Below are 23,030 nucleotides of genomic sequence, written 5' to 3'. Positions count from 1 at the left end.
AAAGTTCTTTTCTTACAATAGATTACAATTTTCCTTTTTTATTCAAACTATGGCTATAGTTAATAGACTCTGAATCAATAAGGAACAACAATGCTCACTCCAAATCATACAAATTTGATCGTTCCCTGCCTGCCCAATGACTACACAGCACAACAAAGCTTTATGCTCACCCCCAGCAGCTCACAACGCTGGGTAACCCAACTGAGCGACAGTGGTGAGCGTTTAGGCGGCGCCAATAACGACGACTTCAACGTCACCTTCACCAATAATGCCGACGATCCCAGTATTGAAAAGCGCCAGGAAGCCAGATTTATAGTGCATATTGAAGACCCAGATTGGGAATTTTTCGGCAATGGGGTGGAATATGTTAAGAGTGACAGCAATTGTAACTACAATGTCGACTCGCAGTTGAGCGAAGATAAGAAACAGCTCACCATAGTGCTGCGCCAGGTAGAACCCACGATTCGCTATGCAGGCAGTGATAACAGCCCACTTGATAAGGTGATTGAGGTCACGCCCTCACCTTCGGCACAACCGCTAACCATTGGCTTTCGTTATACCGCCAAGCAATTGAGCAGCGGCCGTTTTTATATGTCTCAGGACCCGCGCATTATAGTCGATCGCCCTAAAGAGCAGTAACCGGGGCGTCATCACAAAGCCGTTGTGACTGGTGTAATCGCTGGGTAAATTGCGGATAGGCACATAACGGCTTGAACCAAGGTAGAACAAACCAGTTGGCGCCATACCCAGCCTGCATCGCCTTTTGCACGTAATACAGCGCCGAATGATTATCGCCGGTAGCAGCATAGACAATGGCTGCGGCATAATGGATATCCGCCAGCTCCTGCCCGAGCTCCAAACTGGTATTAATGGCGGTGGTTGCCCTTTGATAATCTCCCAGATGGGCATAGGCCTGGGCCCTGTCTGACCAGGAGTAAGCGGACTGCTGACCATTATTCACATCTATCACTCGCTGATAATACTCACGTCCCAAAGCCAATTGCCCCGCCAGGGTCAACGCATCCGCATAGTTTAACAGGATCCCCGAATTATTTGGCGCCAGGCTATGGGCTTGCCCGGCTATGATTTGCGCCTGCTGATATTGCTGCACATACAAATAGGCCAAAGCAAGATTAGCCAAGATGCTGGTGTTGGCAACATCTTTGGGATCTAAAGACTCCTTAATGAGCGCCTCATAATGGCGGATCACTGTCGCAAAGTCCCCCTGGGTGAGCGCCAGCACCGCCATTAACTGTAAGGCATCCTTGTCCAGTGGCAGCTTATTGAGCACATCATCGAGCAAGGACAGCGCCGAGTCGATGTCGCCCATGCTATAGAGCAAGGACGCCAGCTTTATTTGCACATTTAGATTGGGTCGCATCATCAGGGAACGCTCCAAGGCATCACGTCCCTTTTCTCGCTCTCCTTGAGCCAAATACCAGGAAGCTTGCAGGTTTAAATATTCCGCCTCCCCCCCACCTAGCCGGCGTAATTGCGCCAGGTCATGAGACGCATCTTCAACCTTTCCCTGGGCCAAGGACAGTAAGATACGGCTGCTAAAATAACTGGGCCGACGCTGATATTGTCGCGGCGCCTGAGCCAACAAGCCTTGCACCTGCTCTAGATATTCATCCTTGCCGGTGATCTCCTTCAGCTGCAGCGCCAATTCCCGCGCCAGCGTATAGCCCACATCAAAATGCGATTGTGTACTCAACAAAGCCATAACCTCGTTGAACAAGGGCTCACTGATCTCGTCATCATTATAATAACGGTTGTAATAATTGAAGATTTGCTCCTGAAGCGCCTGCTCATCCTGGATATTAAAGCTTGTCTCATGAGCAAACAGACTGGCGCCATAAAAGCGCGCCGACTCATGCACATTGCGGGTGTCGACCAAATCCGACTGCCATTGCTTGGTGGCCACCAGCTGCCAGTCTGGCGCCTCTAAGCGGCTGATTTCAATGCTGCAATAGCGCTGTTGGCAAGAAGCCGAGCTGGTGATAAAAACGCTGGCTCCGGTGTAATCGGCCAGCATCTGAAAATAGGTTTTGGGGTCTTGTAAGCGCTCCGGCTCAACTCCCTTGGCCAGCATCTGCAGTTCCGTACGACTAACCAGATGCTCATTTTGCGATGCCAATTGTTGCCACAATGCACTTTGAATAGAACCGCTTAGCGTGCCCTGGTAGTAGGCCAACTCGGGCGCTGCTATCTCTACCTGAGTGGGTAAAATAGCCACCACAGGCGCCTTGATAAAGTAATCGCGAAACAGATAGAGGCTCACCAGCAAGACAGCGATAAAGCCAAAGGTAAGGCCATAATACCAGGCTCGCCGAGTAGGTTTTGAGCTCGTTTTAGCCGGCTCTGAAGCTTCGGAGGCAGCCTCAGATGAAGCCATCTCATTTTGCTTGCCCTGGGCTGGGGCCTCTAGCGGCTCGGTCTGCTGCGCCATAATGGCCTGCTGTACCTGCAACTGCAATATTTGCTCAAGCTGAGTGCTCAACGCACCACGGCGTATGTTAACACGCTTACCCGGCTCTACCGCCAAGCCCTGACTGAGTATATGGATAAGCGGCTGCGGCAAGTAGGCAGAAAACGCATTCAGATCAATAAACTGACCATCGCATATGGCCCGCGCCATATCTTTTTCACTACCTTGGCCTTGGCCGCCATAGGGGTGCTGTCCCGTCAGTAACTCGATGGCAAGCACACAAAAGGAAAACCAGTCGCTGTTATTGCTAAGAGGCTGACCAAGGATTTGCTCCGGCGCCATATAGCCTTGAGTACCGGCGCTCGCACCGGCCTTGGCATTTGCACCAATAAATTCGGCAATACCAAAATCGGCAACTTTTACCGCCCCCGATTCACTGATCAAAATATTGCTGGGCTTTAAATCCCTATGGATGATGCCGTTGCGATGAGCATGCTCCAGCCCTTTGGCGATATCGATCAACAGGGAGAGCTTTTGTTCCAGGCTGAGTAAATGCTGTTTTTGGTACTGCAGCAGATTTTTGCCACGGCAAAATTCCATTACCAGAAAATGCGTATCCTGATCTTCTGCACAATCAAATACTTGAATAATATTGGGGTGATTTAATCGAGCGAGAAAGCGCGCTTCACTCAGGGCTTCAGCACTGTCGGCGGCGCTAAGATCCGCCTGCGCCAACACCTTTAAGGCAACCGTGCGCTCCAACTTGGTATCGAACGCTTCAAAGACGGTCCCCATGGCACCCTGGTAGATCAGATGTTTAATCTCGTAGTGTGCTAACTTCTGCATTACCGCTAGCCCTACTAGTTAGAAGCGCTGTTGATTGCGCCCTCGAGTTGGTGACCCTTATAAATCTCGAAGTTACTGGCGTTAAAGCGCACCTTGCGCAGCTTACGTTCAATAACATGATCCGCCCCTTCCACATGAGCCAGGGCATCGCTAAATTGTTTGCGGGCGCGATGAATTTGAATATTAAGATAGCGGGAATCTATGCCTAAGTCTTTGGCGATCACTTCGGTATCAACCCATCCCTGGCTTAGCTCATGCACGCCCTTGGCCGCGTCCTGCGCCCTATAGCGCGCCAAGTTCAGAGTAAGATAATGATGGCAACGCTCACCCAGGTCGACCTCTTCATTAGGGCCTTTAATCACCAGCTCCGCCGACTCTTCATCTAAAGTAAGGTTGAAAATAAAGTTAAGATCCGCCAGTTTCACGCTGGCCACATCACGCATGGCGGTTGCCGCCTCGCTATGGCTTAAGTGCAATTGATAGGTATGGCGACTGTCGCTCACCCTGTCATGCTCTATGATAATGGTGTGCTCAAGCAGCGGTCCGTCGAGGCGTTCAAAACACCAAAAGCCGCTCTCACGCTGAATAAATACGGCAATTTCCGGCTGCTCATCTGGGATCAGGTTATAGCTGCTCAGGGGGATATGTTGCTCGGTGGGCCGTTGCAATGAGTTGAGAATAATCAGCATATCTTCGGGCTTATCGAGATTGGCAACCCGATAACCGCTGCAGCTATTGCCGGGAAAGGTAAGCAGATCATTGCAATGAAGTATCTCTGGGCGATCTTTTTCCAAGCGCTTCGAGTTCAACCAGGTGCCATTACGACTTAGATCGCGGATCTGCCAATGACTCCCCTGCCACTCGATAATACAGTGAATTTTCGACACGCTGGGCTCAACAACTAGGGTGTCGACGCTATATTGAAAGCGACCAAAACTATGGTGGGCATGCAGGTAGATCACATTGTCCGTATCTAGTTCGATAAGGTAAGCCATATCCGCTCCCAGCACCTGTCCCTATAAGAATTGTTGTAACTGACATTTTGGGCTTTTTTTTAGAAAAAAGAAACAACTGCTTTACAAGTCGGCCACAACCCCACTGGGATAATTAGCTTTTCACTTATAAATCAAATTGATAGCTTATTTTTCATTGCGCAGGGCGGGAAAATAACAACAAAGGCGGCTTCTCACCGCCTAGTTTAGATACTGGTAGGTAACCCGTGGAGTGATATTGCACAGCAATTCATAGGGGATAGTGCTGGCGCAGGTGGCAATTTCTTCGATGCCGAGCTCGGCGCCCCACATGATGGCGTCATCACCCACCGCCACGCTCTGGTTATCGGCGCCTATATCTACGCTGATCATGTCCATGGACACCCTGCCCACCAGCGGATAGCGACGACCATTAATCAGCACTGGGGTGCCGTTTTCGGCATGGCGCGGATAGCCGTCACCATAACCTATAGCCACCACAGCCAACTGGGTATCGGCACTGGCCTGCCAGTGACCGCCATAGCCTACGGGTTCGCCCTTTTTCACCCGACGCACCGCAATCACTTCGCTGGTCAGGCTCATCACCGGCTGTAAACCCAGCTCAGAGGAGGTTTTACCCTGCACCGGCGATACCCCATAAAGCATCAAGCCGGGGCGCACCCAGTGACCATGGCTTTGCGGGTAATTGATAATGGCGGCGGAATTAGCCAGGCATAAGGGTGCTGGCTTATCGCTGACCAAGGTAGTAAAGGTGGCCAGCTGGGTTTGGTTATAGCTGTTTTCAAGCTCGTCGGCGCAGGCAAAATGAGTCATCAAATGCAGCTGCTCATGCACATTGGCACAGCGTTTAAGACGCTGATAAAACTGCTCAAACTGCTCCGGCTCAACGCCGAGGCGGTGCATGCCGGTGTCGACCTTAAGCCACACCTTGATTTGACCATTGAGCTGCGCCTGCTCCAGCGCTGCTAACTGGTACTCGTCATGGACTATGGTTTGGAAATTGTTGGCCAGCATGATGTCGATATCGCTGGCCTTAAAAAAGCCTTCAAGCAAGACAATTGGCTTGGTAATACCGCCGGTGCGCAGCGCCAAGGCTTCTTCAATGCGGGCCACGGCGAAGGCATCCGCCCCCGCCAGTTGCTGGGCTATGGGCACCAGACCATGGCCATAGGCGTTGGCCTTAAGTACCGCCATCACCTGACTGTTGGGCGCCAGCTCTTTTACCCGGGCGAGATTGGCTCGCAGTGCAGAAAAATCAATAGTTGCCGTAGCCAGGGCCATAATTATTAGTACTCATCTTCCATTGCCGGTCCGGCATAATTATCAAAGCGTGAGTATTGCCCCTGGAAAGTTAACCTGACCTTACCGATAGGGCCGTTACGCTGCTTACCTATGATGATTTCCGCAGTGCCCTTGTCGTTACTGTCTTCGTTGTAAACCTCATCACGGTAGATAAACATGATCAAGTCGGCATCCTGCTCGATTGAGCCCGATTCACGCAAGTCCGAGTTTACCGGGCGCTTATCGGCACGCTGCTCCAGCGTACGGTTAAGCTGCGACAGGGCTACCACGGGGCACTCAAGCTCTTTGGCCAGGGCCTTAAGTGAGCGAGAAATTTCGGCGATTTCCAGGGTTCGGTTATCAGACAAACTTGGCACCCGCATCAGCTGCAGGTAGTCGACCATGATCATACTGATGCCGCCGTGATCACGGGCGATACGACGGGCTCGTGAACGCACATCGGTAGGCGTTAGCCCCGAGGCGTCATCGACATACATCTTGCCCTTTTCGATCAGTAGTCCCATGGTGGAAGATAAACGCGCCCAATCATCATCATCCAGCTGACCGGTACGTACCTTGGTTTGGTTGATACGTCCTAATGACGCCAACATACGCATCATGATCTGCTCCGAGGGCATCTCCAGTGAGAAGATAACTACGGGCTTATCTCGGGTCATGGCAGCATGTTCGGCCAGGTTCATGGCGAAGGTGGTTTTACCCATGGACGGACGAGCGGCGACTATGATCAAATCCGAAGGCTGTAAACCTGCGGTCATTTTATCGAGATCCGAATAACCCGTGCTGACACCGGTTACACCGTCTTGGGGCGACTGATACAACTCTTCGATTTTATCGACGGTCTTTTCCAAAATAGTATGGATATTTTGCGGACCTTCGGTGCTCTTGGTGCGCTGTTCAGCGATTTTAAATACTTTACTCTCGGCCAGATCGAGTAACTCATGACTGCCGCGCCCTTCGGGGTTAAAACCGGCTTCGGCAATTTCATTAGCCACACCGATCATTTCACGCACTACGGCACGTTCACGTACGATATGCGCATAGGCAGAGATATTCGCCGCACTTGGCGTATTTTTGGCAATTTCCCCTAAATAAGCAAAGCCACCTATGCCTTCCAGCTGGTTATTTTTCTCCAGCGATTCCGAAATGGTGATGAGATCTATGGGCTGCCCAGCTTCCACCAAACGTTCCATGGCCTCGAAAATAAACCTGTGCGTGCGGGTATAGAAATCCTGAGATACCACTATCTCAGCCACACGGTCAAAGGCTTCATTATCAAGCATTAGGCCACCAAGCACGGATTGCTCGGCTTCAATGGAATGCGGGGGTACTTTTAGGCTATCAACCTGTTTATCTATCTTTGCCATAGTTACTCAAAAGGGGAGCGAATTGCCTTATTCTATCGGCTTAGTATGGCAGTGCAACAATTGCGTCGTATTTTTAAAAAAGAAGCGGGCTAAGTGCCCGCTAAGTTGGGAGTTGTTTTTTGCTAGTCGCGTTAATTAGTCGTTTTTACGTAAGTTGGTGTTACCACTGATGGTGGTCACCTCCACTTCGGCCTCGCCCTGACCCAGGGTGAAACTTAGGCTCTCGCCCGGGCCGTACTTGGCTTTGACCGCCTTGTCTTTGCTCAGCTCGTTGCGGATATCGCCACCGGCATGAGCGTCTAAGTCAAAGCGTGCCGATACACTCGTTGGCAGGTACAAGTCAAAGTCACCACTGACGCTTTCGGCACGAATCTGCGCATTCGCTTTAAGCTCTTGCACATACACTTCCAGCTCGCCGTTAACCGTGTTCAGCTTCAAGCTGCCCAGGGTTTGTGCGTGCAAAGTCAGATCACCATTGACGTTCTCAAAACGAATATCTTCTGAACTGGTTTTGCTGGTGACATCGCCGTTTACCAGGGTCATGCGCAGCTGGCCGGCAGAATTAACATCGTTAATATCGCCATTGACGGTTTGGTAGCGAATATCACCTTGCAGGTCGGTGCCATCAATATCGCCGTTAACGGTTTCAAAGGTCAGTTTGCCTTGTAATTTTTTAGCATCGATATCGCCGTTAACGGTTTCAATACGGCTGTCGCCACTGAGATCGCTTACATCTACATCCACATTCACGCCTTCCAGGCTTAGGGCGCTTTGCATCGGCATATAAATGGTAAGCTTGGAACCTTCACCCTCATCATCCTTATTGCCCCAACCCCAATTGGAGCTCTTAGGCATTTTGACAATAAAGTCGGTGCGTTGACCGCGTGTTTCCAGGGTGTAGCCTTCGGCTCTGTCGTCCAGTTCGCCCTTGATCTGCAGGCTTGCCTTATCCCAGCCCTTGATAATGATGTCGCCGCGCTGATTGTCGATAAAGATACGACCATCCGCAGGTACGTTGATCTGCTCGTCGATTTTCTCGCCCGCCAAGGCCAAACATGGAACCAATGCCAGGGTATACGCTAGTGCTTTCATCTTCTTCTCCTAAATATGCTGTAATACAGTGCCCTGCTTGGGCTGGTGCACTTTATTAATTAAATCAAGTTGTTGTTGGTATACTTGCGCTAACATGCCAAGTAGGGCGCGATTATTTGGGTCGTCTTCCAGCGCGGTTTTGATTGCCTTTTCCGCCTGCTCCAACTCTTCAAGTTGCTGTTGCCAGTTATCGGTTAACGCCGGTTGCGACTGATACTGCACCAGCAGGCTCTGCTTTTGTTGCTCAAATACATCGCTTATAAGCGCAAACTGGGGTTGTTGAGCGTCTTGCTGCATTGGCATGTTCAAGCCCACCACGGCCACCAGAATCGCTGCGGCGGCACTGCCGAATGCCGGCATCAGCCAATTGCGCTTTGCCTTGTTTTGGTTAGCGCTTTGCTGCAAGTTAATCGCATGCTCAATACCGGGCCAAAGGTCGCGGCTCGGGCTCACTTCTTTTTGTTGCGATTGCAGTTGCTCATCTAAAAACTGGTCGAAGTCTGGTTTACTCATTTTCATACCACTCCTGTAACAACCCTCTGGCGCGGTGATACTGGGATTTTGACGATCCCACCGCCATATTCATCATCTGTGCTATTTCTTCGTGGCGATAGCCTTCCACGGCGTGCAGGACAAATACTTGCCGGGCGCGCTCGGGCAAACGCACTATTAGTTTGTCGAGACCATTAAGCTCCTGACATTGCGCGGCTTGCTCGTGCTCCATGCCGGCATCTTCACTGCTCACCACCCGCTGAATCCAGTTCTTTTGCTTGCGCAGATAACTGATAGCGATATTGCTGGCCACGCGATGCAACCAGGTGCTGAATTGCGACTGACCATCGAAGCTATGTATTTTTTGCCACAATTGCACAAACACTTCCTGAGTCACATCTTCCGCCTGCGCCGGGTCGGCCACCAAGCGCAGACAGAGCGCATACACTCGTTTTACATGCGTTTGGTACAGGATATAAAAGGCATCTTGGTCACCCTGCTGGGCTTTCTCTATGCTTTGTAGTTCCTGCTGCGCCGTTTGTGTTTGTGAGAATGCCTGTTCGGCATTAACCAACATCCGCGTCATCCTGTTGTTGTTTATTTGCTTTGTTACTCTATTAGACGCACCCAAAAGTACAAAGGGTTTAAATGGTTTTAAAAAATTTTTTAATTTATTTTTCAAAGGGTCACAAAGGTGCCTTTGGCGTGGGGCTGAAAAGTTGGGTGATCGTAGTGACGATGGTACTTTGAATTGAGTTTTTGTAGGGTCGCCGACGTCGACTTAGAGGAAGTGATTGGTTCAGTGCGGTGCTAATAATTCGTCCCTGAAGCTGGGTTCCTGTCGGCATCCCTACCTCCACCTCCTCATGCTGCGACGATTATCAATCGTCGGTCATTCGTCGCCCCTAAGAACCCCGAGGCGCCCCGACATTGCATTATCTCCTCAACGCGCTACGAGAAGTGAACGTAACCAACATGCATAGGACAGTCCCCCTCCTCGTAGAACTCGTCGCCTTCAAGCGGCGGGAGTGAAATTATTCACTCCCTTGTTTCCGCTTTCAGCCATTTCCTGAGCATGTTTTCGCCCTTAGTCCAAAGGGCGATTACTCTTCTCGTATCGCGTTTCGGATGCAATGTAAGGGGATTTAGCTGATACACCGAGTTCAATTATCGCGTTGTTTATGTTGATAAAGATCTCACTATGAGGAAGTACATAAATTGGACTTTCTGTGCTAACAAGTTAATCTAGCCAACATGGGATGTGGTCTAAAAGTCATAATCACGAACGGCTTTAAGCAAGGATTGAGCATTTGGAAATTTTCTTTTCGCTACTATTTTTGATGTTGTTGGTTAATCTTGTTGTTATCAGCAAACTTAAATGCAAATACCCAAACGAAATAAAGTGTTGGGACTCTCCATCTGGCTTGATGAGCAACATCACCAACGCATCATTTCTATACGGCTATATTGGCACTAGACAGTTTCGGCGTATCAAGTTGGATACAAACACAAAGATATGGTGTGAGGTTTTGTTTGCCATCGTTTGGGGTTTTCTTAGCTACTTCGGGTATATCCTGCTTCACGAACTTTACCTGTGGTAGCGAGTCAAGTATTAGGAAATAACGATGAACTTCCTCGCGGTAATTTTTATACGCTTCTATCAGCGCTTTATTTCTCCCTACAAAGGGTTTCGCTGTGCGCATGCCTGCCTGCACAAAGGAACGTCCTGTTCTACCGCAGTGTTAGACATCGTCAAAAAAGATGGTGTCTGGCATGGATACCAAAAAATCAGAACACGAATGCATGCGTGCAAAAGTGCCTATGTCACGCTACAACTAAACGCCCAAAAAGATAAGAATAAACGCAAAAAGAAAGACAACGGCTATGACTGCTGCGACCCATCCGCGGCCTGCGATGTCGCCAGCTGCGCGGGTAGAGGAAAAAACTGCGACCTACCCTACCTCCCCTGCGACTGCTGGCCATAGACACTTAACTCAGGAATAGCATGAAACCCGTTAATACCGAAAATACAGAGCACTACACCTGGGGCGATAACTGCGATGGTTGGCATTTAGTAAAATCAGCCAACCTCAGCGTTATCCAAGAATGCGTGCCACCAGGTTGCGAAGAAGTTTCTCACTATCATGAACATGCCGAACAGTTCTTCTTTGTCCTCAGCGGCATCGCCACCATCGAAGTAGACGGTAAAGAGTATGAATTACACCCTCAACAAGGCATACACGTCCCCGCCCAAACACCGCACCAACTCAAAAATAAACACGGTGAACACCTCTGTTTCATCGTCATCTCAACACCCCCAAGCCATGGGGATAGAGTGTTAGTTTGAAATGCTTAGCCATCAACATCAGCTTAGTGTCTGCACTGAGCGAGGAGAAGACGCTCGAAGCATCTCATATTATCTATTTAAACGGTAATTACCGTCCATAACGGCTTTCCAACATCAATAACTCTGGCCCCATCACTTTTTCCCATTGTCTTTTAATACATTACCTTTGTGGCTAGGATGGTCGCTCTTGATGCAAATTCTTAAGAGAGCAACCTTGCCTGCTCGCTCCAAAACTTTCCAGATCGTGACGCTTCGACTACATTATTAACACTACCCACATGAAATTAATCACAAAAGTATGGAAACATCAGTGAGACACGCATATACAGGAAACCAATTTTACAAAGGAATGGGCGTGTTATAACTGTCCTAGTAAGTACAAATATACTTTGGAGTAACATTTACGCTATCTATACTCGACTCGGAGAAAGTAATGAAAAAATCGAAACTTAATGGCGCAATTTTGTTGATGTTGGGCATAACGGGTAATGCCGTCGCACAGAATAACTTCTACGCGGGGGCGAGCATCGGGCAAGCTACCATCGATGCGTGCAGCGGTATCACCAGTTGCGACGATGAGGACACCGGCAGGAAGATCTTCGGTGGTTGGGAGTTCTATTCGAACCTCGCGTTTGAGGCCGCTTGGGTGGATTTTGGTGAGATCGATGGTTCCATAGACGGTTCGAAAGTCAGCGCCGCAGTAGACGGGTGGTCACTCGCTGCGAAGGGCAAGCTACCACTCAATGAGCATTTTGGCCTGTTCGGCAAGTTTGGCATGATCACTTGGGATCTCGAAGGAGGCGGAGCTGCTTCCGGAATTGATGACGATGGCAGCGATCTTTTGTATGGCCTCGGCGCTGAATACATGTTCAATGACCAATTCAGTATTGTCGCTGAGTGGGAGTGGTATGATATTGACGAAGACGTTGATCTGTTTTCTGCCGGTGTACTGTTCAGGTTCTAATCTGAGCGAAACAATCAATCTAAATAATGCCCTTGTATGGCTTCGCGAGTCTGCATAGCGGGATTGATCGCTCAGGAACACTCTGCTCAATTGGGCGGAGTTGATGATTGCTCTACTTCCGAGTTTGGCACTTAGAGGCCTATAGGAAATCTCAAAACTAACAGGTATCGATCTCCCGTTTGAATTCGCGCTGTAGAAATCAGGTTTTGTTGTGGAGTGTGTCATTGAGAGCGAGGGCGACGGGTGACCGAAGCCTTGCTTCGCAGCTCACGGAGGTGGAGGCATGGATGCCGACAGGAGCCCAGCTTCATGGATGAATCACTTGCACCTAAGGTGATTTGTATCTCAAGTTGCCGTCCCCGGCCTCTCTCTGGCTCAAGGCGTTCGCTTGCTAAAAATAGTCCACCGGACTATTTTCTTAACGCGCTCACCCAACGCGACAAGATCGACCCAAAGGCACCTTTGTCGGCGCAAAGCACCGACCTACAACTGACATAAAAAAACCGCGCCTTGGCGCGGTTTTTCACATAAAGCTAATCGACGATTAAGCTTCAGCAATAACGATCACTTTGATAGTTGCAGTAACTTCTGAGTGAACCTGGATTGCTACGTCGAACTCACCTGTTTCACGGATAGTACCGGTAGGTAGGCGAACTTCTGATTTAGCTACAGCGATACCAGTTGCAGAGATCGCGTCAGCGATGTCACGAGTACCGATTGAACCAAATAGTTTACCTTCGTCACCTGCTTTAGAAACAAGAGTCACTTCTGCAAGTGCTTCAAGCTTCTCAGCGCGTGCTTGTGAAGCAGCTAGCTCTTCAGCGATTTTCGCTTCAAGCTCAGCGCGACGTGCTTCGAAAGTTTCGATGTTAACTTTAGTTGCAGGAACTGCCTTACCTTTAGGGAAAAGGAAGTTACGTGCGAAACCAGATTTAACTGAAACCTGGTCACCTAGGCTACCTAGGTTTGCGATCTTGTCTAGTAGAATAACTTGCATGTCTCTACACCTTTTAAAAACAGTTAATCCGCTGCTTACTTGTGTAAGTCAGTGTATGGAAGAAGGGCTAGGTAGCGAGCACGCTTGATAGCGGTTGCTAGCTGACGCTGATACTTAGCGCTAGTACCTGTGATACGGCTAGGTACGATTTTGCCACTTTCTGTAACGTAGTTTTTAAGAGTAGCTAGATCTTTATAATCGATTTGTTGTACGCCTTCCGCTTTGAAGCGGCAGAACTTACGACGTCTGAAGTAACGTGCCATGAGTATTTTCCTCAATTAATTCTTTCAATTTGCTGAGCGTGCAGTACCAGTTGACTGAGGCCGTTTCGGCCCTGATGGCGATTTAAAAATCCCCTAACTCGTACCTGTTGCTCAACTTGCAAATACTGTGTTGCTGGTTGATGCTCATTGCCACTTGCGACCACTTGAATGCGAACATAACTTTGTCGGTTAAGTTGCGCTTCAACCTGTATTGAACGATGCTCAAGCACGAAAATACAGTGTGGCACACCGGCCGGGCTTTGACTGAATTTTGGGGCCTTACAAATAACGCCACCAAGTTCGACTAGGTTGAGCGCTTGCTCGCTAGACAGTTCAGCCATTACAACCACGCAGAACGATTAAGCTTCAGCAGCAGCTTCTTTTTTCTCTTCTTTAGCAAGAGGAGAAGCTTCAGTTACTGCATCTTTAGTGCGCATAACTAGGTTACGAAGCACTGCATCGTTGTAGCGGAAAGAAGTTTCAAGCTCGTTGATTACTTCAGTTGGTGCTTCAACGTTCATTAGAACATAGTGTGCTTTGTGAAGCTTTTCGATTGGGTAAGCCAGTTGACGACGACCCCAGTCTTCTAGACGGTGAATTTTACCGCCAGCTTCAGTGATAGAACCAGTATAACGCTCGATCATACCAGCTACTTGTTCACTTTGATCTGGATGAACCATGAATACGATTTCGTAATGACGCATGGGTATTCCTTACGGTTAATATAGCCTTCCACCGTTTCGACCACTCGGTTTAAGGCAAGGAATTAAAGTTAAAAGGTCGAAATGAGCGCGTATTCTACGCATTGCTGGCAAATTAAGCAACTTAATTTATCCGCCTTACGCAATAAAAAAGCCCGCGATAATGCGGGCTTCACGCTATTTCGATAAGTTAAGCGCGCTGTCTTAGCACTTCGAATAAACTGATGCCCGTAGCCACGGATACATTGAGGCTGGATACAGTGCCCACCATGGGGATTTTCACCAACACATCGCAGTGCTCGCGGGTCAAGCGGCGCATGCCATCGCCCTCGGCGCCCATCACTATGGCGATCGGGCCGGTCAGATTGGCTTCGAACAAGGTGGTGTCGGTTTCACCGGCTGTGCCCACTACCCACACGCCCGCGTCCTTGATTTCACGCAGGGTACGCGCCAGGTTGGTCACCTGCACTAAGGGCACGGTTTCCGCTGCTCCACAGGCTACCTTACGGGCCGTGGCATTTAACCTGGCCGACTTATCCTTAGGCACCACAACGGCATGGACACCGGCGGCATCGGCGCTACGTAAACAGGCACCGAGATTGTGCGGATCGGTAATGCCATCAAGCACCAACAAGAAGGGGGTTTGCTCGCGCTTGATAATATCGTCCAAGTCTTTTTCGCTGTACTGCTTACCGGCGCGCACATTGGCGATAATGCCCTGGTGCTGTTCGCCCTTGGCCTTATCGTCCAGGGCCTTGCGCTGCATAAACTGGATTGAAATACCAAACTTGCGAGCCTGATTAATAACGTCATTAAGACGCTTGTCTTCGCGGCCCTTGAGTGCGTAAATCTCTAAAAAGCGCTCAGGCTCTTTGCTTAAGATGGCTTCAACGCTGTGAAAGCCAAAAATTAGTTCGTTGCTCACAAACACTCTCTACTATTTTGCTCTGGTGCGGGCATTTTTACCTGCACGCTGCTTTTTCTTTGCCTTCTTGGCCTTGGCTTTTTTCGCCACGGCCCCCTTTTTGTCTTTTTCACCAGCCTTTTTAGGCTTGTCCTTGCCTGCGGGTTTAGCGCCCGACCTTGAGCCAGATTTAGAACCTGACTTAGCTCCGGACTTGGCGCCAGATCTAGGCTTTCTACCTTTATCAGGGATCTCCCCTGATTTTAGCTGCTCGCGCACCGAAGGTTTAGCGCGGCGGCGACTATATCTGTCTTCAGCATCGCTGGCCAGCACCAGGTTAATGCGGCGCTCTTCAAGGGACACCGAGGCCACCTGCACGCGCACCTTATCACCCATGCGATACACCTTGTTGGTGTGCTCGCCCACTAAACAGTGCTTGGCACCATCATAATGGAAGTATTCATCACCTAAACTGGCAATATGCACCAAGCCGTCAATCTGCAGGTCATCCAGGCGTACAAAAATGCCGAAGTTGGTCACCGAGGAGATCACCCCGCCAAACTGCATGCCCACATGGTCTTGCATATATTCACATTTTAGCCAATCCGCCACTTCACGGGTGGCATCATCGGCGCGGCGTTCGGTCATGGAGCATTGCTCGCCCAGTTTATCCGCTTCATCGGCGCTGTATGCATGCTCGCCGCTGGTTTGCTGACCCTGAGATTTTAAAATGGCCTTAATGGCACGGTGCACCACCAAATCCGGGTAACGACGTATGGGCGAGGTAAAATGCGCATATGCCGGCAGAGCCAAACCAAAGTGGCCAATGTTGTCGGCCTGATACACGGCTTGCTTCATGGCGCGCAGCAACATGGTTTGGATCAGCTCAATTTCCGGACGCTCCGCCAGCTTATTGATGGCGGCGGTGATCTCACCGGGCTCGGGGGCATCACCAAAGGGATGCTCCACACCCAGCTCACCTAAGAACTCACGGAAATGTCCCAGCTTTTCGCTGTCCGGCTCATCATGCACCCGATACAGGGCGCTGGCTTCATGTTTTTCCAACAAGCGCGCGGCGGCGACGTTGGCCATGATCATACACTCTTCAATCAGCATATGAGCATCGTTACGCACAACGGGCACAATCGAGTCTATTTTGCGATGAGCATTAAAGACAAAGCGGGTTTCCAGAGTATCAAACTCAATGGCACCGCGCTGCTGACGCGCCGCTTTTAATGCCATATACATTTGCTGCAGGTCTTTTAGATAACCCACTAACGGCTCGTACTCTTCGCACAGGCGCTCGTCGCCTTCTAAAATACCATGCACCTTGGTGTAGGTTAGACGGGCATGGGAGTTCATCACCGCTTCGTAGAAACGATAACCCGACAACTTACCCGCATCGGAAACCGTCATTTCCGCCACCATACACAGGCGGTCCACCTTAGGGTTCAAGGAACACAGGCCGTTGGAAAGCACTTTCGGCAGCATAGGGATCACCTGCTCGGGGAAGTACACTGAGTTACCACGGTTGATGGCTTCCATATCCAGCGGTGAGCCCTTTTTCACATAGTGAGAAACATCGGCGATGGCCACCCACAGGCGCCAGCCACCGGATTTATTGCGCTCACAATACACGGCGTCATCGAAATCTCGGGCGTCTTCACCGTCTATGGTCACCAGCGGCAGATGACGTAAATCTACTCGCCCTTGCTTATCTTTTTCTTCAACAAACTCGCCCAGAGGCGCAACCTGCTGTTCAACGGCCTCCGGCCATTGATGGGGAATTTCGTAGTTGCGCAGTGCCACTTCGATTTCCATGCCCGGCGCCAGGTGATCGCCCAGCACTTCGGTCACCTTGCCTACCGCATTCATATGGCGGGTCGGGTTTTGGGTGATCTCAATTTGCACCATTTGATTATGACGCGCACCCTTTTCTGCACCGGGCAGAACTATAATGTCTTGCGTCAGGCGCGGATCTTCCGGCACCACCACGGCCATACCGTGCTCAACAAAATAACGACCAATAATAGGCGCACGCTCGTTTTCCAGCACCCGAACAATGCGCGCTTCCACCTTACCACCCTGGCCTCGTGAGCCAGCCTTGGCCAGCACCACATCACCATGGAGCACCAGATTCATCTGATGACGGGGAATAAACCAGTCTTTAGGTTCACCCTCAACCTGCAAGAAGCCAAAGCCGTCACGGTGGCCGATGACCTTGCCTTTCACCAGGGCGCTATCCTCGGGGATGACGTAACATTTGTGCTTATTAAAATGCACCTGACCTTCACGCTCCATGGCACGCAAACGACGCTTAAAAGCGATTTGACGATCACTTTCATAAACTTCGAGTTCGCCGCAAAGTTGGCTAAAGGTGGCAGGTTTAGAGCGTTTCTTTATGTGGTCGAGAATAAACTCTCGGCTGGGGACGGGATTGTCGTATTTTTGCTGTTCTCTATCGAGGTATGGATCCTGCTTGGTCATTCATTAACTTATACTATGATTTATGCTGTTATTTTAACCCATATAAGAAAAAGGCAACAGGGAATTACTGTTAAAGTTTTGGGTCGATTGGGCTTTTAAATCAAATTGAGGCTCTTTCCCGCAACAAGAATGCCGTGTGCAAGGTGCAACCTTGCCCAGGTGAGAGCTAAGCAAGCAACAAGCGGTACGTAAAAACGCCAACGCTGCTGTGACATTTTTCGCTTAGCGCCATTTAAAGGCAAAAGCAGTAACAAAATTTCAAAATTTGGGCACAAAAAAAGCTGCCGAAGCAGCTTTTTTCTAACGCATTTGGTAATTACTCACCGAATGGGTTGCGTACTATCATGGTCTCAACACGGTCTGGACCGGTAGAGATAATATCAACAGGTACGCCTGTGATTTCTTCGATACGCTTGATGTAGTCGATTGCTGCTTTAGGCAGGTCTTCAACACGAGTCACACCGAAAGTGTTTTCGCTCCAGCCCGGCATTTCTTCGTATACAGGCGTTACCTTCTCGTAGCCTTCAGCGGCAAGCGGAGTTACGTTGGTAACTGTGCCATCTTCAAGCTGGTAGCCAGTACAGATCTTGATGGTTTCGATACCGTCAAGTACGTCAAGCTTGGTCATACAGAAGCCTGAGATGCTGTTGATCTGCACTGCACGACGCATAGCCACGGCATCAAACCAACCAGTACGACGCAGACGACCTGTGGTCGCGCCGAACTCGTGACCCTTCTCACCTAGGTGCTTACCAACTGGGTCTTGCTTATCAAGGCCGTCGTAAAGCTCTGTAGGGAATGGGCCTGAACCAACACGAGTAGTGTAGGCTTTTACGATACCTAGTACGTAGTCCAGATTTAATGGACCAAAACCAGCACCTGTCGCCACACCACCAGCTGTGGTGTTTGAAGAAGTTACATACGGATATGTACCGTGGTCGATGTCAAGAAGTGTACCTTGAGCACCTTCAAACAGGATGTTTTCACCGTTTGCGCGCGCTTGGTCAAGCAGCTCGGTAACGTCAACAACCATAGCTTTAAGGATCTCAGCCACAGCCATAGCGTCATCGAATGTCTTCTGGAAGTCGACCGGCTCAACCTTGTAGTAATTTTCTAAAGTGAAGTTGTGGTACTCAAGGATCTCGCGTAGTTTGTTCGCGAATTGCTCTGGGTTGAACAAATCACCAACACGCAGACCACGACGTGCTACCTTGTCCTCGTAGGCAGGACCGATACCACGACCAGTAGTACCAATGGCTTTATCGCCACGTGCTTTTTCACGCGCAACATCAAGTGCTACGTGATAAGGCAAGATCAGCGGACAAGCTTCAGAAATTAGAAGACGCTCACGCACAGGCACGCCACGCTCTTCAAGCATGCCGATTTCTCTCATTAAGGCGTCTGGAGCAAGTACAACACCGTTACCAATGATACATTTAACGTTGTCACGCAGTACACCCGATGGGATCAAGTGCAGTACGGTTTTCTCACCATTGATCACTAGCGTGTGACCAGCATTGTGACCACCTTGGTAGCGTACTACTAAAGATGCTTTATCTGTAAGAAGGTCAACAACCTTCCCTTTCCCTTCGTCACCCCACTGGGTGCCTAATACAACGACGTTTTTACCCATTGCAAATTCACTTAGAAAAAATTAGGCGCAGATTTTACCAGAAAAGAGGGCCAGAGATCACCCCGTTTTGGCTATTTTTTCCGCTAATAGTTTTTTTACTTTTTACTCATAGGGCTAGCAAGGGATTAACCTGGTTGCACAAAGTGAAATAACACCGCGCCAATGAGTATTAAAATTATGCCGACCACCTTCAGAGTCCGCTCATCGGTCTGCACTATCTGCAGTAAATAAGCGCGCCACTGTTTTGGAAATAGCGCCGGCCCCAGGCCTTCAAATATCAGCATTAATGCTACGGCACTTAAAAATAATTGCCAGCTCATTTAGCCTCCCCCAGTTAAAATAATGGCAAAAAAAAGCCCCGAGACTAAATCTCAGGGCTTTTAAAAATGGAGCGATTACTGCGCCGAGGCGTTCTTCATGTATTTGAAGAATTCGCTGTTGGGCTCTATCACCATCACATCTTGTTTATTCTTAAAGGTGTTTTTATACGCATCAAGACTACGCAGGAAACCGAAGAATTCAGGATCCTTGTTGTAGGCATCGGCATAAATTTTTGCCGCCTGGGCATCACCTTCACCGCGCACAGAGCGGGCATTACGCTCGGCATCCGCCAGCATAACCGTCACGCGACGATCCACTTCGGCGCGCAGCTCTTCGGCTTTTTCCTGACCCTGTGAGCGGTGTTCTTTCGCTACCGCGGTACGCTCGGCGCGCATACGCTGGTAGATTGAGCTGCTCACTTCGTCTGGCAGGTTGATTTGCTTCACGCGCACGTCCAGCACTTCAATACCCAACTCGCGGGCACTTTCCGAGGCCTGAATTAAGGCATCCGCCATCAACTCGCTACGCTCACCAGAAACGATTTCACGAATAGTACGAGCACCAAAGTTGGTACGCAGGCCATTGTTTACCTTTTGCTTAAGCAGGGTTTCCGCATAGTTCTTATCACCGCGAGTACGCAGGTAATAATCACTAAAGTCTTGAACACGCCACTTCACGTAAGAATCAACGATCAAATCTTTTTTCTCGCTGGTTACAAAGCGATCCGGTGCACCATCCAAGGTTTGAATACGGGCATCCAGTTTGCGCACCTGAGCCACAAAGGGCACCTTAAAGTGCAGACCCGGCTCATACACCACGGCGTTATCGCTGTCGTCTTTTTGCACCTTGCTGAATAGCAAAACAATGGCTCTTTGTCCTTCCGGCACCACAAATACCGCAGAAAAAGAAAATACCACAGCAGCAATAATGAGGATTAAACTAAAATTTCTCACTTTTATCGTCCTCCATTAAAGCGGTCTTTAGCGAAACGGTCATTACCTGAATTCACCTGGCTGTTTTGCGATGAATTGGTGCCTAGCTTGTTACGTAAATCCTGGATGGTATTGGCATTTGGTAAAGTTACTTTTTTACCTGACGAATGCTGCTCCATGATTTTATCCAAAGGCAGATACATCATGTTGTTGCCGCCTTTCACGTCAACCAAGACTTTAGAGCTGCTGCCAAGCACCTGCTCCATGGCATCAATATACAAACGCTGGCGTGTTACCTGCTTAGCACTTTGATACTCAGGTAGCAGCTTTTCAAAACGCGCCACCTCACCCTGAGCTTCCAAAGTTACACGCTCACGGTAGGCTTCCGCTTCCTGGGTCATACGCGTAACGCGACCACGGGCACGAGGCTCGATTTCACGGGCATAGGCTTCCGCTTCACGGATAAAGCGCTCTTCATCTTCTTGCGCGGCAATGGCGTCATCGAAGGCGTCTTTTACTTCCGAAGGCGGGCGAGAGTCTTTAAAGTTCACGTCGGTAACAACCAGACCCAATTTATAAGGCTCGATAATACCGTTCAACTCTTCCCAAGTCTGCTGACGTACCACCTCACGGCCAGTGGTCAGTACCTGGTCCATCTTCGCATGACCAACCACATAACGCAGGGCGCTATCCAGGGCTTGCTGAAGACTGTGATCCGCATCGGTAACACTGTACTTGTAAAGATAAGGGTCAAGCACACGATACTGAACTTCAAACTCAACGCTAACCACGTTCTCGTCTTCGGTCAGCATAAAGCCAGACGCCGACAGTGAACGTACCGCTTCGATATCCACGGGAATAACGTTTTCGATAAAGGTGGCTTTCCAACGCAGACCTGGCTCGGCGATACGGGCAAACTTACCAAACTGTAAGACCACACCACGTTCCGCTTCTTTTACGGTGTAAAAACCGCTCAAGGCCCAAATGATCAGCGCGATGATCACCACGATAAAGATGCCGGCGCCACCGACACCACCGCCTTTATTTCCGCCCTTGTTGCCGCCAAACAGACCGCCAAATTTATCGGAATACTTTTTCAGTACCTCGTCTAAATCAGGTGGGCCTTGGTCGCGACCGCCTTTATTGTCCCAAGGGTCTTTGCCGTTGCCATTGTTACCCGGCTCGTTCCAGGCCATAGCTCTACTCCATAGTTATCAATATTCGTTATTCGGGGTAATGCTAGCTCAGCACTACCTGCGTTGTCACAACGAGGCGTTAAACGCCCAGCTGTAAACAAAGAAAATCTTTAATGGTGCTACTTTAGCGTATTTTCCCATGCTAAGTAAGGTAGCTATCGATTTGTTCACCGATTTCCTTTTTCAACTTATTCCACTCGCTCATGGGTACATTCACCTGCAGCAACCAGTTGCCATCTTCGTCATGGTCTTCCTTGTTGATGCTGTTGAGGTTGTACAGAGCACCACGTAAACGCCCCTGACTCGGCGGCACACACAACAAGGTGTTGAGCATTTGCTTAGCCAGCAATTCGCTGATCGCCTGCTTTAGCAGTTCAACCCCTTGACCCTGCTGCGCCGACAACCACACTCGACGTGGCTTGCCTTCGTCGTCTCTGTCAATACGCGGCTCAACATCTTCGAGTTGGTCAATTTTGTTGTACACCAGCAATTGCGGGATCTCGTTGGCCTCAATCTCCTCCAGCACTTCCTGTACCTGCTCGATGTTTTCTTTACGGCGAGGATCTGCCGCATCGATCACATGTAACTGAAGGTCCGCTTCACGGGTCTCGGTCAGTGTGGCTTTAAAGGCCGCCACCAGGTCATGGGGCAAATGGCGAATAAAGCCCACGGTATCGGCGAGGATCACACTGCCAATATCCGGCACTTCAAGCTTACGCAAAGTGGGGTCCAGGGTCGCAAACAGCTGATCCGCTGCATACACATCCGACTCGGTCAGGCGATTAAACAGGGTCGACTTTCCGGCGTTGGTATAGCCCACCAGAGAAACACCGGGAATTTCATTTCGATTTCGCGCACGACGCCCTTGTTCACGTTGTTTCGCTACTTTATCAAGACGTTTAAGAATGTTTTTAATACGTGCACGCAATAAACGGCGGTCGGTCTCAAGCTGGGTCTCACCAGGACCCCGTAAACCTATACCACCTTTTTGTCTCTCCAAGTGTGTCCAACCGCGGATCAAACGGGTGGAAATATGGCGTAGCTGCGCCAGTTCAACCTGGAGTTTACCTTCATGGGTACGCGCCCTTTGGGCGAAAATATCTAAAATCAACGCGGTTCTATCGAGCACGCGGCATTTGCACACTCGCTCTAGGTTGCGCTCTTGTGATGGGCTTAATTCGTGATTGAATATAATGACATCTGCGTTGTGGGATTGGACAATCTCAGCGATTTCTTCTGCTTTACCCGTGCCGACGAATAGCTTGGGATGTGGTGCCTGACGGCTGCCTTGCACAACCATCAGACTACTAACACCTGCAGAAGACACCAGCATTTCCAACTCTTGAAGGTCTTCTCTATCACCTTCATGGGGAAACTCTATGTGTACTAAGACTGCCTGTTCGCCGGCTTCATAACGGTCAAACAAGCACACTGCTCCTACTGATTAAAATTCCCTTCTTCTGACTCTGGCGCGTCTGTTCCTTGCGCACCGTGGAAATTAACTGAACGGGCCGGCACTACGGTCGAAATCGCGTGCTTATACACCATTTGGTTTACTGTGTTTTCAAGCAAGATCACAAATTGGTCAAATGACTGAATTTTTACCTTGCAGTTTAATGCCGTTAACTAAAAAGATAGAAACAGGAACACGTTCACGACGTAACGCATTCAAAAATGGGTCTTGTAACGATTGGCCTTTTGCCATTGTTATTTTCCTTAGTTTATAGATGTTATTATGTAACTATATCTGGAACATACTTAAAACAAAA

At 49.5% G+C, this 23,030-nt stretch carries 22 protein-coding genes and 1 pseudogene; 4 read left to right on the top strand and 19 right to left on the bottom strand.

Annotated elements, in window-relative coordinates:
* Positions 1 to 90: 90 nt before the first annotated feature.
* Positions 91 to 639 carry a hypothetical protein gene (locus tag C2M17_RS06980; protein ID WP_105200116.1) on the top strand — a complete coding sequence of 183 codons (549 nt, stop codon included), beginning with the start codon at positions 91 to 93 and terminating at the stop codon, positions 637 to 639.
* On the opposite strand, the gene C2M17_RS06975 is transcribed toward C2M17_RS06980, so the two are convergent.
* The 7 genes from C2M17_RS06975 to C2M17_RS06945 form a co-directional block, all read right to left on the bottom strand.
* Positions 626 to 3,274, bottom strand: a complete 2,649-nt coding sequence (locus C2M17_RS06975; protein ID WP_105200115.1) for a serine/threonine-protein kinase — start codon at positions 3,272 to 3,274, stop codon at positions 626 to 628. The two genes, C2M17_RS06980 and C2M17_RS06975, sit on opposite strands and share 14 nt — an antisense overlap.
* A gap of 14 nt (positions 3,275 to 3,288) precedes the next feature.
* Positions 3,289 to 4,269 carry an FHA domain-containing protein gene (locus C2M17_RS06970; protein ID WP_105187937.1) on the bottom strand — a complete coding sequence of 327 codons (981 nt, stop codon included), beginning with the start codon at positions 4,267 to 4,269 and terminating at the stop codon, positions 3,289 to 3,291.
* A gap of 198 nt (positions 4,270 to 4,467) precedes the next feature.
* Entirely contained in the window at positions 4,468 to 5,547 is a 1,080-nt protein-coding gene (gene alr, locus C2M17_RS06965) for an alanine racemase (protein WP_105200114.1), read from the bottom strand.
* Positions 5,548 to 5,552: 5 nt separating this feature from the next.
* Complete coding sequence (dnaB, locus tag C2M17_RS06960) at positions 5,553 to 6,932, bottom strand: replicative DNA helicase (RefSeq protein WP_105200113.1); 1,380 nt, start codon at positions 6,930 to 6,932, stop codon at positions 5,553 to 5,555.
* Positions 6,933 to 7,067: 135 nt separating this feature from the next.
* Positions 7,068 to 8,024 (bottom strand): DUF4097 family beta strand repeat-containing protein, encoded by a 957-nt coding sequence (locus C2M17_RS06955; protein WP_105200112.1) that lies wholly within the window; start codon positions 8,022 to 8,024, stop codon positions 7,068 to 7,070.
* 9 nt (positions 8,025 to 8,033) lie between these two features.
* Entirely contained in the window at positions 8,034 to 8,543 is a 510-nt protein-coding gene (locus C2M17_RS06950; protein ID WP_199774396.1) for a hypothetical protein, read from the bottom strand.
* Positions 8,530 to 9,093 (bottom strand): RNA polymerase sigma factor, encoded by a 564-nt coding sequence (locus tag C2M17_RS06945; RefSeq protein ID WP_105200111.1) that lies wholly within the window; start codon positions 9,091 to 9,093, stop codon positions 8,530 to 8,532. Before C2M17_RS06945 ends, C2M17_RS06950 begins: the two co-directional genes overlap by 14 nt.
* A 1,048-nt stretch (positions 9,094 to 10,141) precedes the next feature.
* On the opposite strand from C2M17_RS06945, the gene yidD reads away from it, so the two are divergent.
* From yidD to C2M17_RS06925, 3 genes are all read left to right on the top strand, one after another.
* The gene (gene yidD, locus C2M17_RS06935; RefSeq protein WP_105200109.1) at positions 10,142 to 10,501 is read left to right on the top strand and encodes a membrane protein insertion efficiency factor YidD; all 360 of its coding nucleotides are present in this window, start codon (positions 10,142 to 10,144) and stop codon (positions 10,499 to 10,501) included.
* Positions 10,502 to 10,521: 20 nt separating this feature from the next.
* Positions 10,522 to 10,863: a cupin domain-containing protein gene (locus C2M17_RS06930; protein WP_105200108.1), complete on the top strand. Its 342-nt coding sequence runs from the start codon at positions 10,522 to 10,524 to the stop codon at positions 10,861 to 10,863.
* A gap of 433 nt (positions 10,864 to 11,296) precedes the next feature.
* A complete protein-coding gene (locus C2M17_RS06925) occupies positions 11,297 to 11,827 on the top strand; it encodes an outer membrane beta-barrel protein (protein ID WP_105200107.1) in 531 nt (176 codons plus the stop codon).
* A 544-nt stretch (positions 11,828 to 12,371) separates the two neighbouring features.
* On the opposite strand, the gene rplI is transcribed toward C2M17_RS06925, so the two are convergent.
* From rplI to hfq, 12 genes and pseudogenes are all read right to left on the bottom strand, one after another.
* On the bottom strand, positions 12,372 to 12,824 hold the full coding sequence (gene rplI, locus C2M17_RS06920) for a 50S ribosomal protein L9 (protein ID WP_105200106.1): 453 nt from the start codon (positions 12,822 to 12,824) through the stop codon (positions 12,372 to 12,374).
* A gap of 35 nt (positions 12,825 to 12,859) precedes the next feature.
* Entirely contained in the window at positions 12,860 to 13,087 is a 228-nt protein-coding gene (rpsR, locus tag C2M17_RS06915; protein ID WP_010386263.1) for a 30S ribosomal protein S18, read from the bottom strand.
* Between the two features lie 11 nt (positions 13,088 to 13,098).
* Positions 13,099 to 13,428: a primosomal replication protein N gene (gene priB, locus C2M17_RS06910; protein WP_105200105.1), complete on the bottom strand. Its 330-nt coding sequence runs from the start codon at positions 13,426 to 13,428 to the stop codon at positions 13,099 to 13,101.
* An 18-nt stretch (positions 13,429 to 13,446) separates the two neighbouring features.
* A complete protein-coding gene (gene rpsF, locus C2M17_RS06905) occupies positions 13,447 to 13,791 on the bottom strand; it encodes a 30S ribosomal protein S6 (protein WP_105200104.1) in 345 nt (114 codons plus the stop codon).
* A 187-nt stretch (positions 13,792 to 13,978) separates the two neighbouring features.
* Complete coding sequence (gene rlmB / locus C2M17_RS06900) at positions 13,979 to 14,713, bottom strand: 23S rRNA (guanosine(2251)-2'-O)-methyltransferase RlmB (protein ID WP_105200296.1); 735 nt, start codon at positions 14,711 to 14,713, stop codon at positions 13,979 to 13,981.
* A gap of 12 nt (positions 14,714 to 14,725) precedes the next feature.
* Positions 14,726 to 17,179 carry a ribonuclease R gene (rnr, locus tag C2M17_RS06895; RefSeq protein ID WP_105200103.1) on the bottom strand — a complete coding sequence of 818 codons (2,454 nt, stop codon included), beginning with the start codon at positions 17,177 to 17,179 and terminating at the stop codon, positions 14,726 to 14,728.
* 316 nt (positions 17,180 to 17,495) lie between these two features.
* On the bottom strand, positions 17,496 to 18,812 hold the full coding sequence (locus C2M17_RS06890) for an adenylosuccinate synthase (protein WP_105200102.1): 1,317 nt from the start codon (positions 18,810 to 18,812) through the stop codon (positions 17,496 to 17,498).
* Positions 18,813 to 18,937: 125 nt separating this feature from the next.
* Entirely contained in the window at positions 18,938 to 19,132 is a 195-nt protein-coding gene (locus C2M17_RS06885; RefSeq protein WP_105200101.1) for a DUF2065 domain-containing protein, read from the bottom strand.
* Positions 19,133 to 19,207: 75 nt separating this feature from the next.
* On the bottom strand, positions 19,208 to 20,086 hold the full coding sequence (gene hflC / locus C2M17_RS06880) for a protease modulator HflC (RefSeq protein ID WP_105200100.1): 879 nt from the start codon (positions 20,084 to 20,086) through the stop codon (positions 19,208 to 19,210).
* A 2-nt stretch (positions 20,087 to 20,088) separates the two neighbouring features.
* The gene (gene hflK / locus C2M17_RS06875) at positions 20,089 to 21,261 is read right to left on the bottom strand and encodes an FtsH protease activity modulator HflK (RefSeq protein ID WP_105200099.1); all 1,173 of its coding nucleotides are present in this window, start codon (positions 21,259 to 21,261) and stop codon (positions 20,089 to 20,091) included.
* 142 nt (positions 21,262 to 21,403) lie between these two features.
* Positions 21,404 to 22,687 carry a ribosome rescue GTPase HflX gene (hflX, locus tag C2M17_RS06870; protein ID WP_105200098.1) on the bottom strand — a complete coding sequence of 428 codons (1,284 nt, stop codon included), beginning with the start codon at positions 22,685 to 22,687 and terminating at the stop codon, positions 21,404 to 21,406.
* 11 nt (positions 22,688 to 22,698) lie between these two features.
* Positions 22,699 to 22,966 (bottom strand): annotated as a pseudogene (gene hfq / locus C2M17_RS06865) (RNA chaperone Hfq).
* Positions 22,967 to 23,030 lie beyond the last annotated feature (64 nt).

The organism is Pseudoalteromonas sp. T1lg10, from assembly GCF_002964545.1.
GTDB lineage: Bacteria > Pseudomonadota > Gammaproteobacteria > Enterobacterales > Alteromonadaceae > Pseudoalteromonas.
Note: the sequence above shows the minus strand (reverse complement) of the source record. Positions and strands in the feature narration are given on the sequence as shown.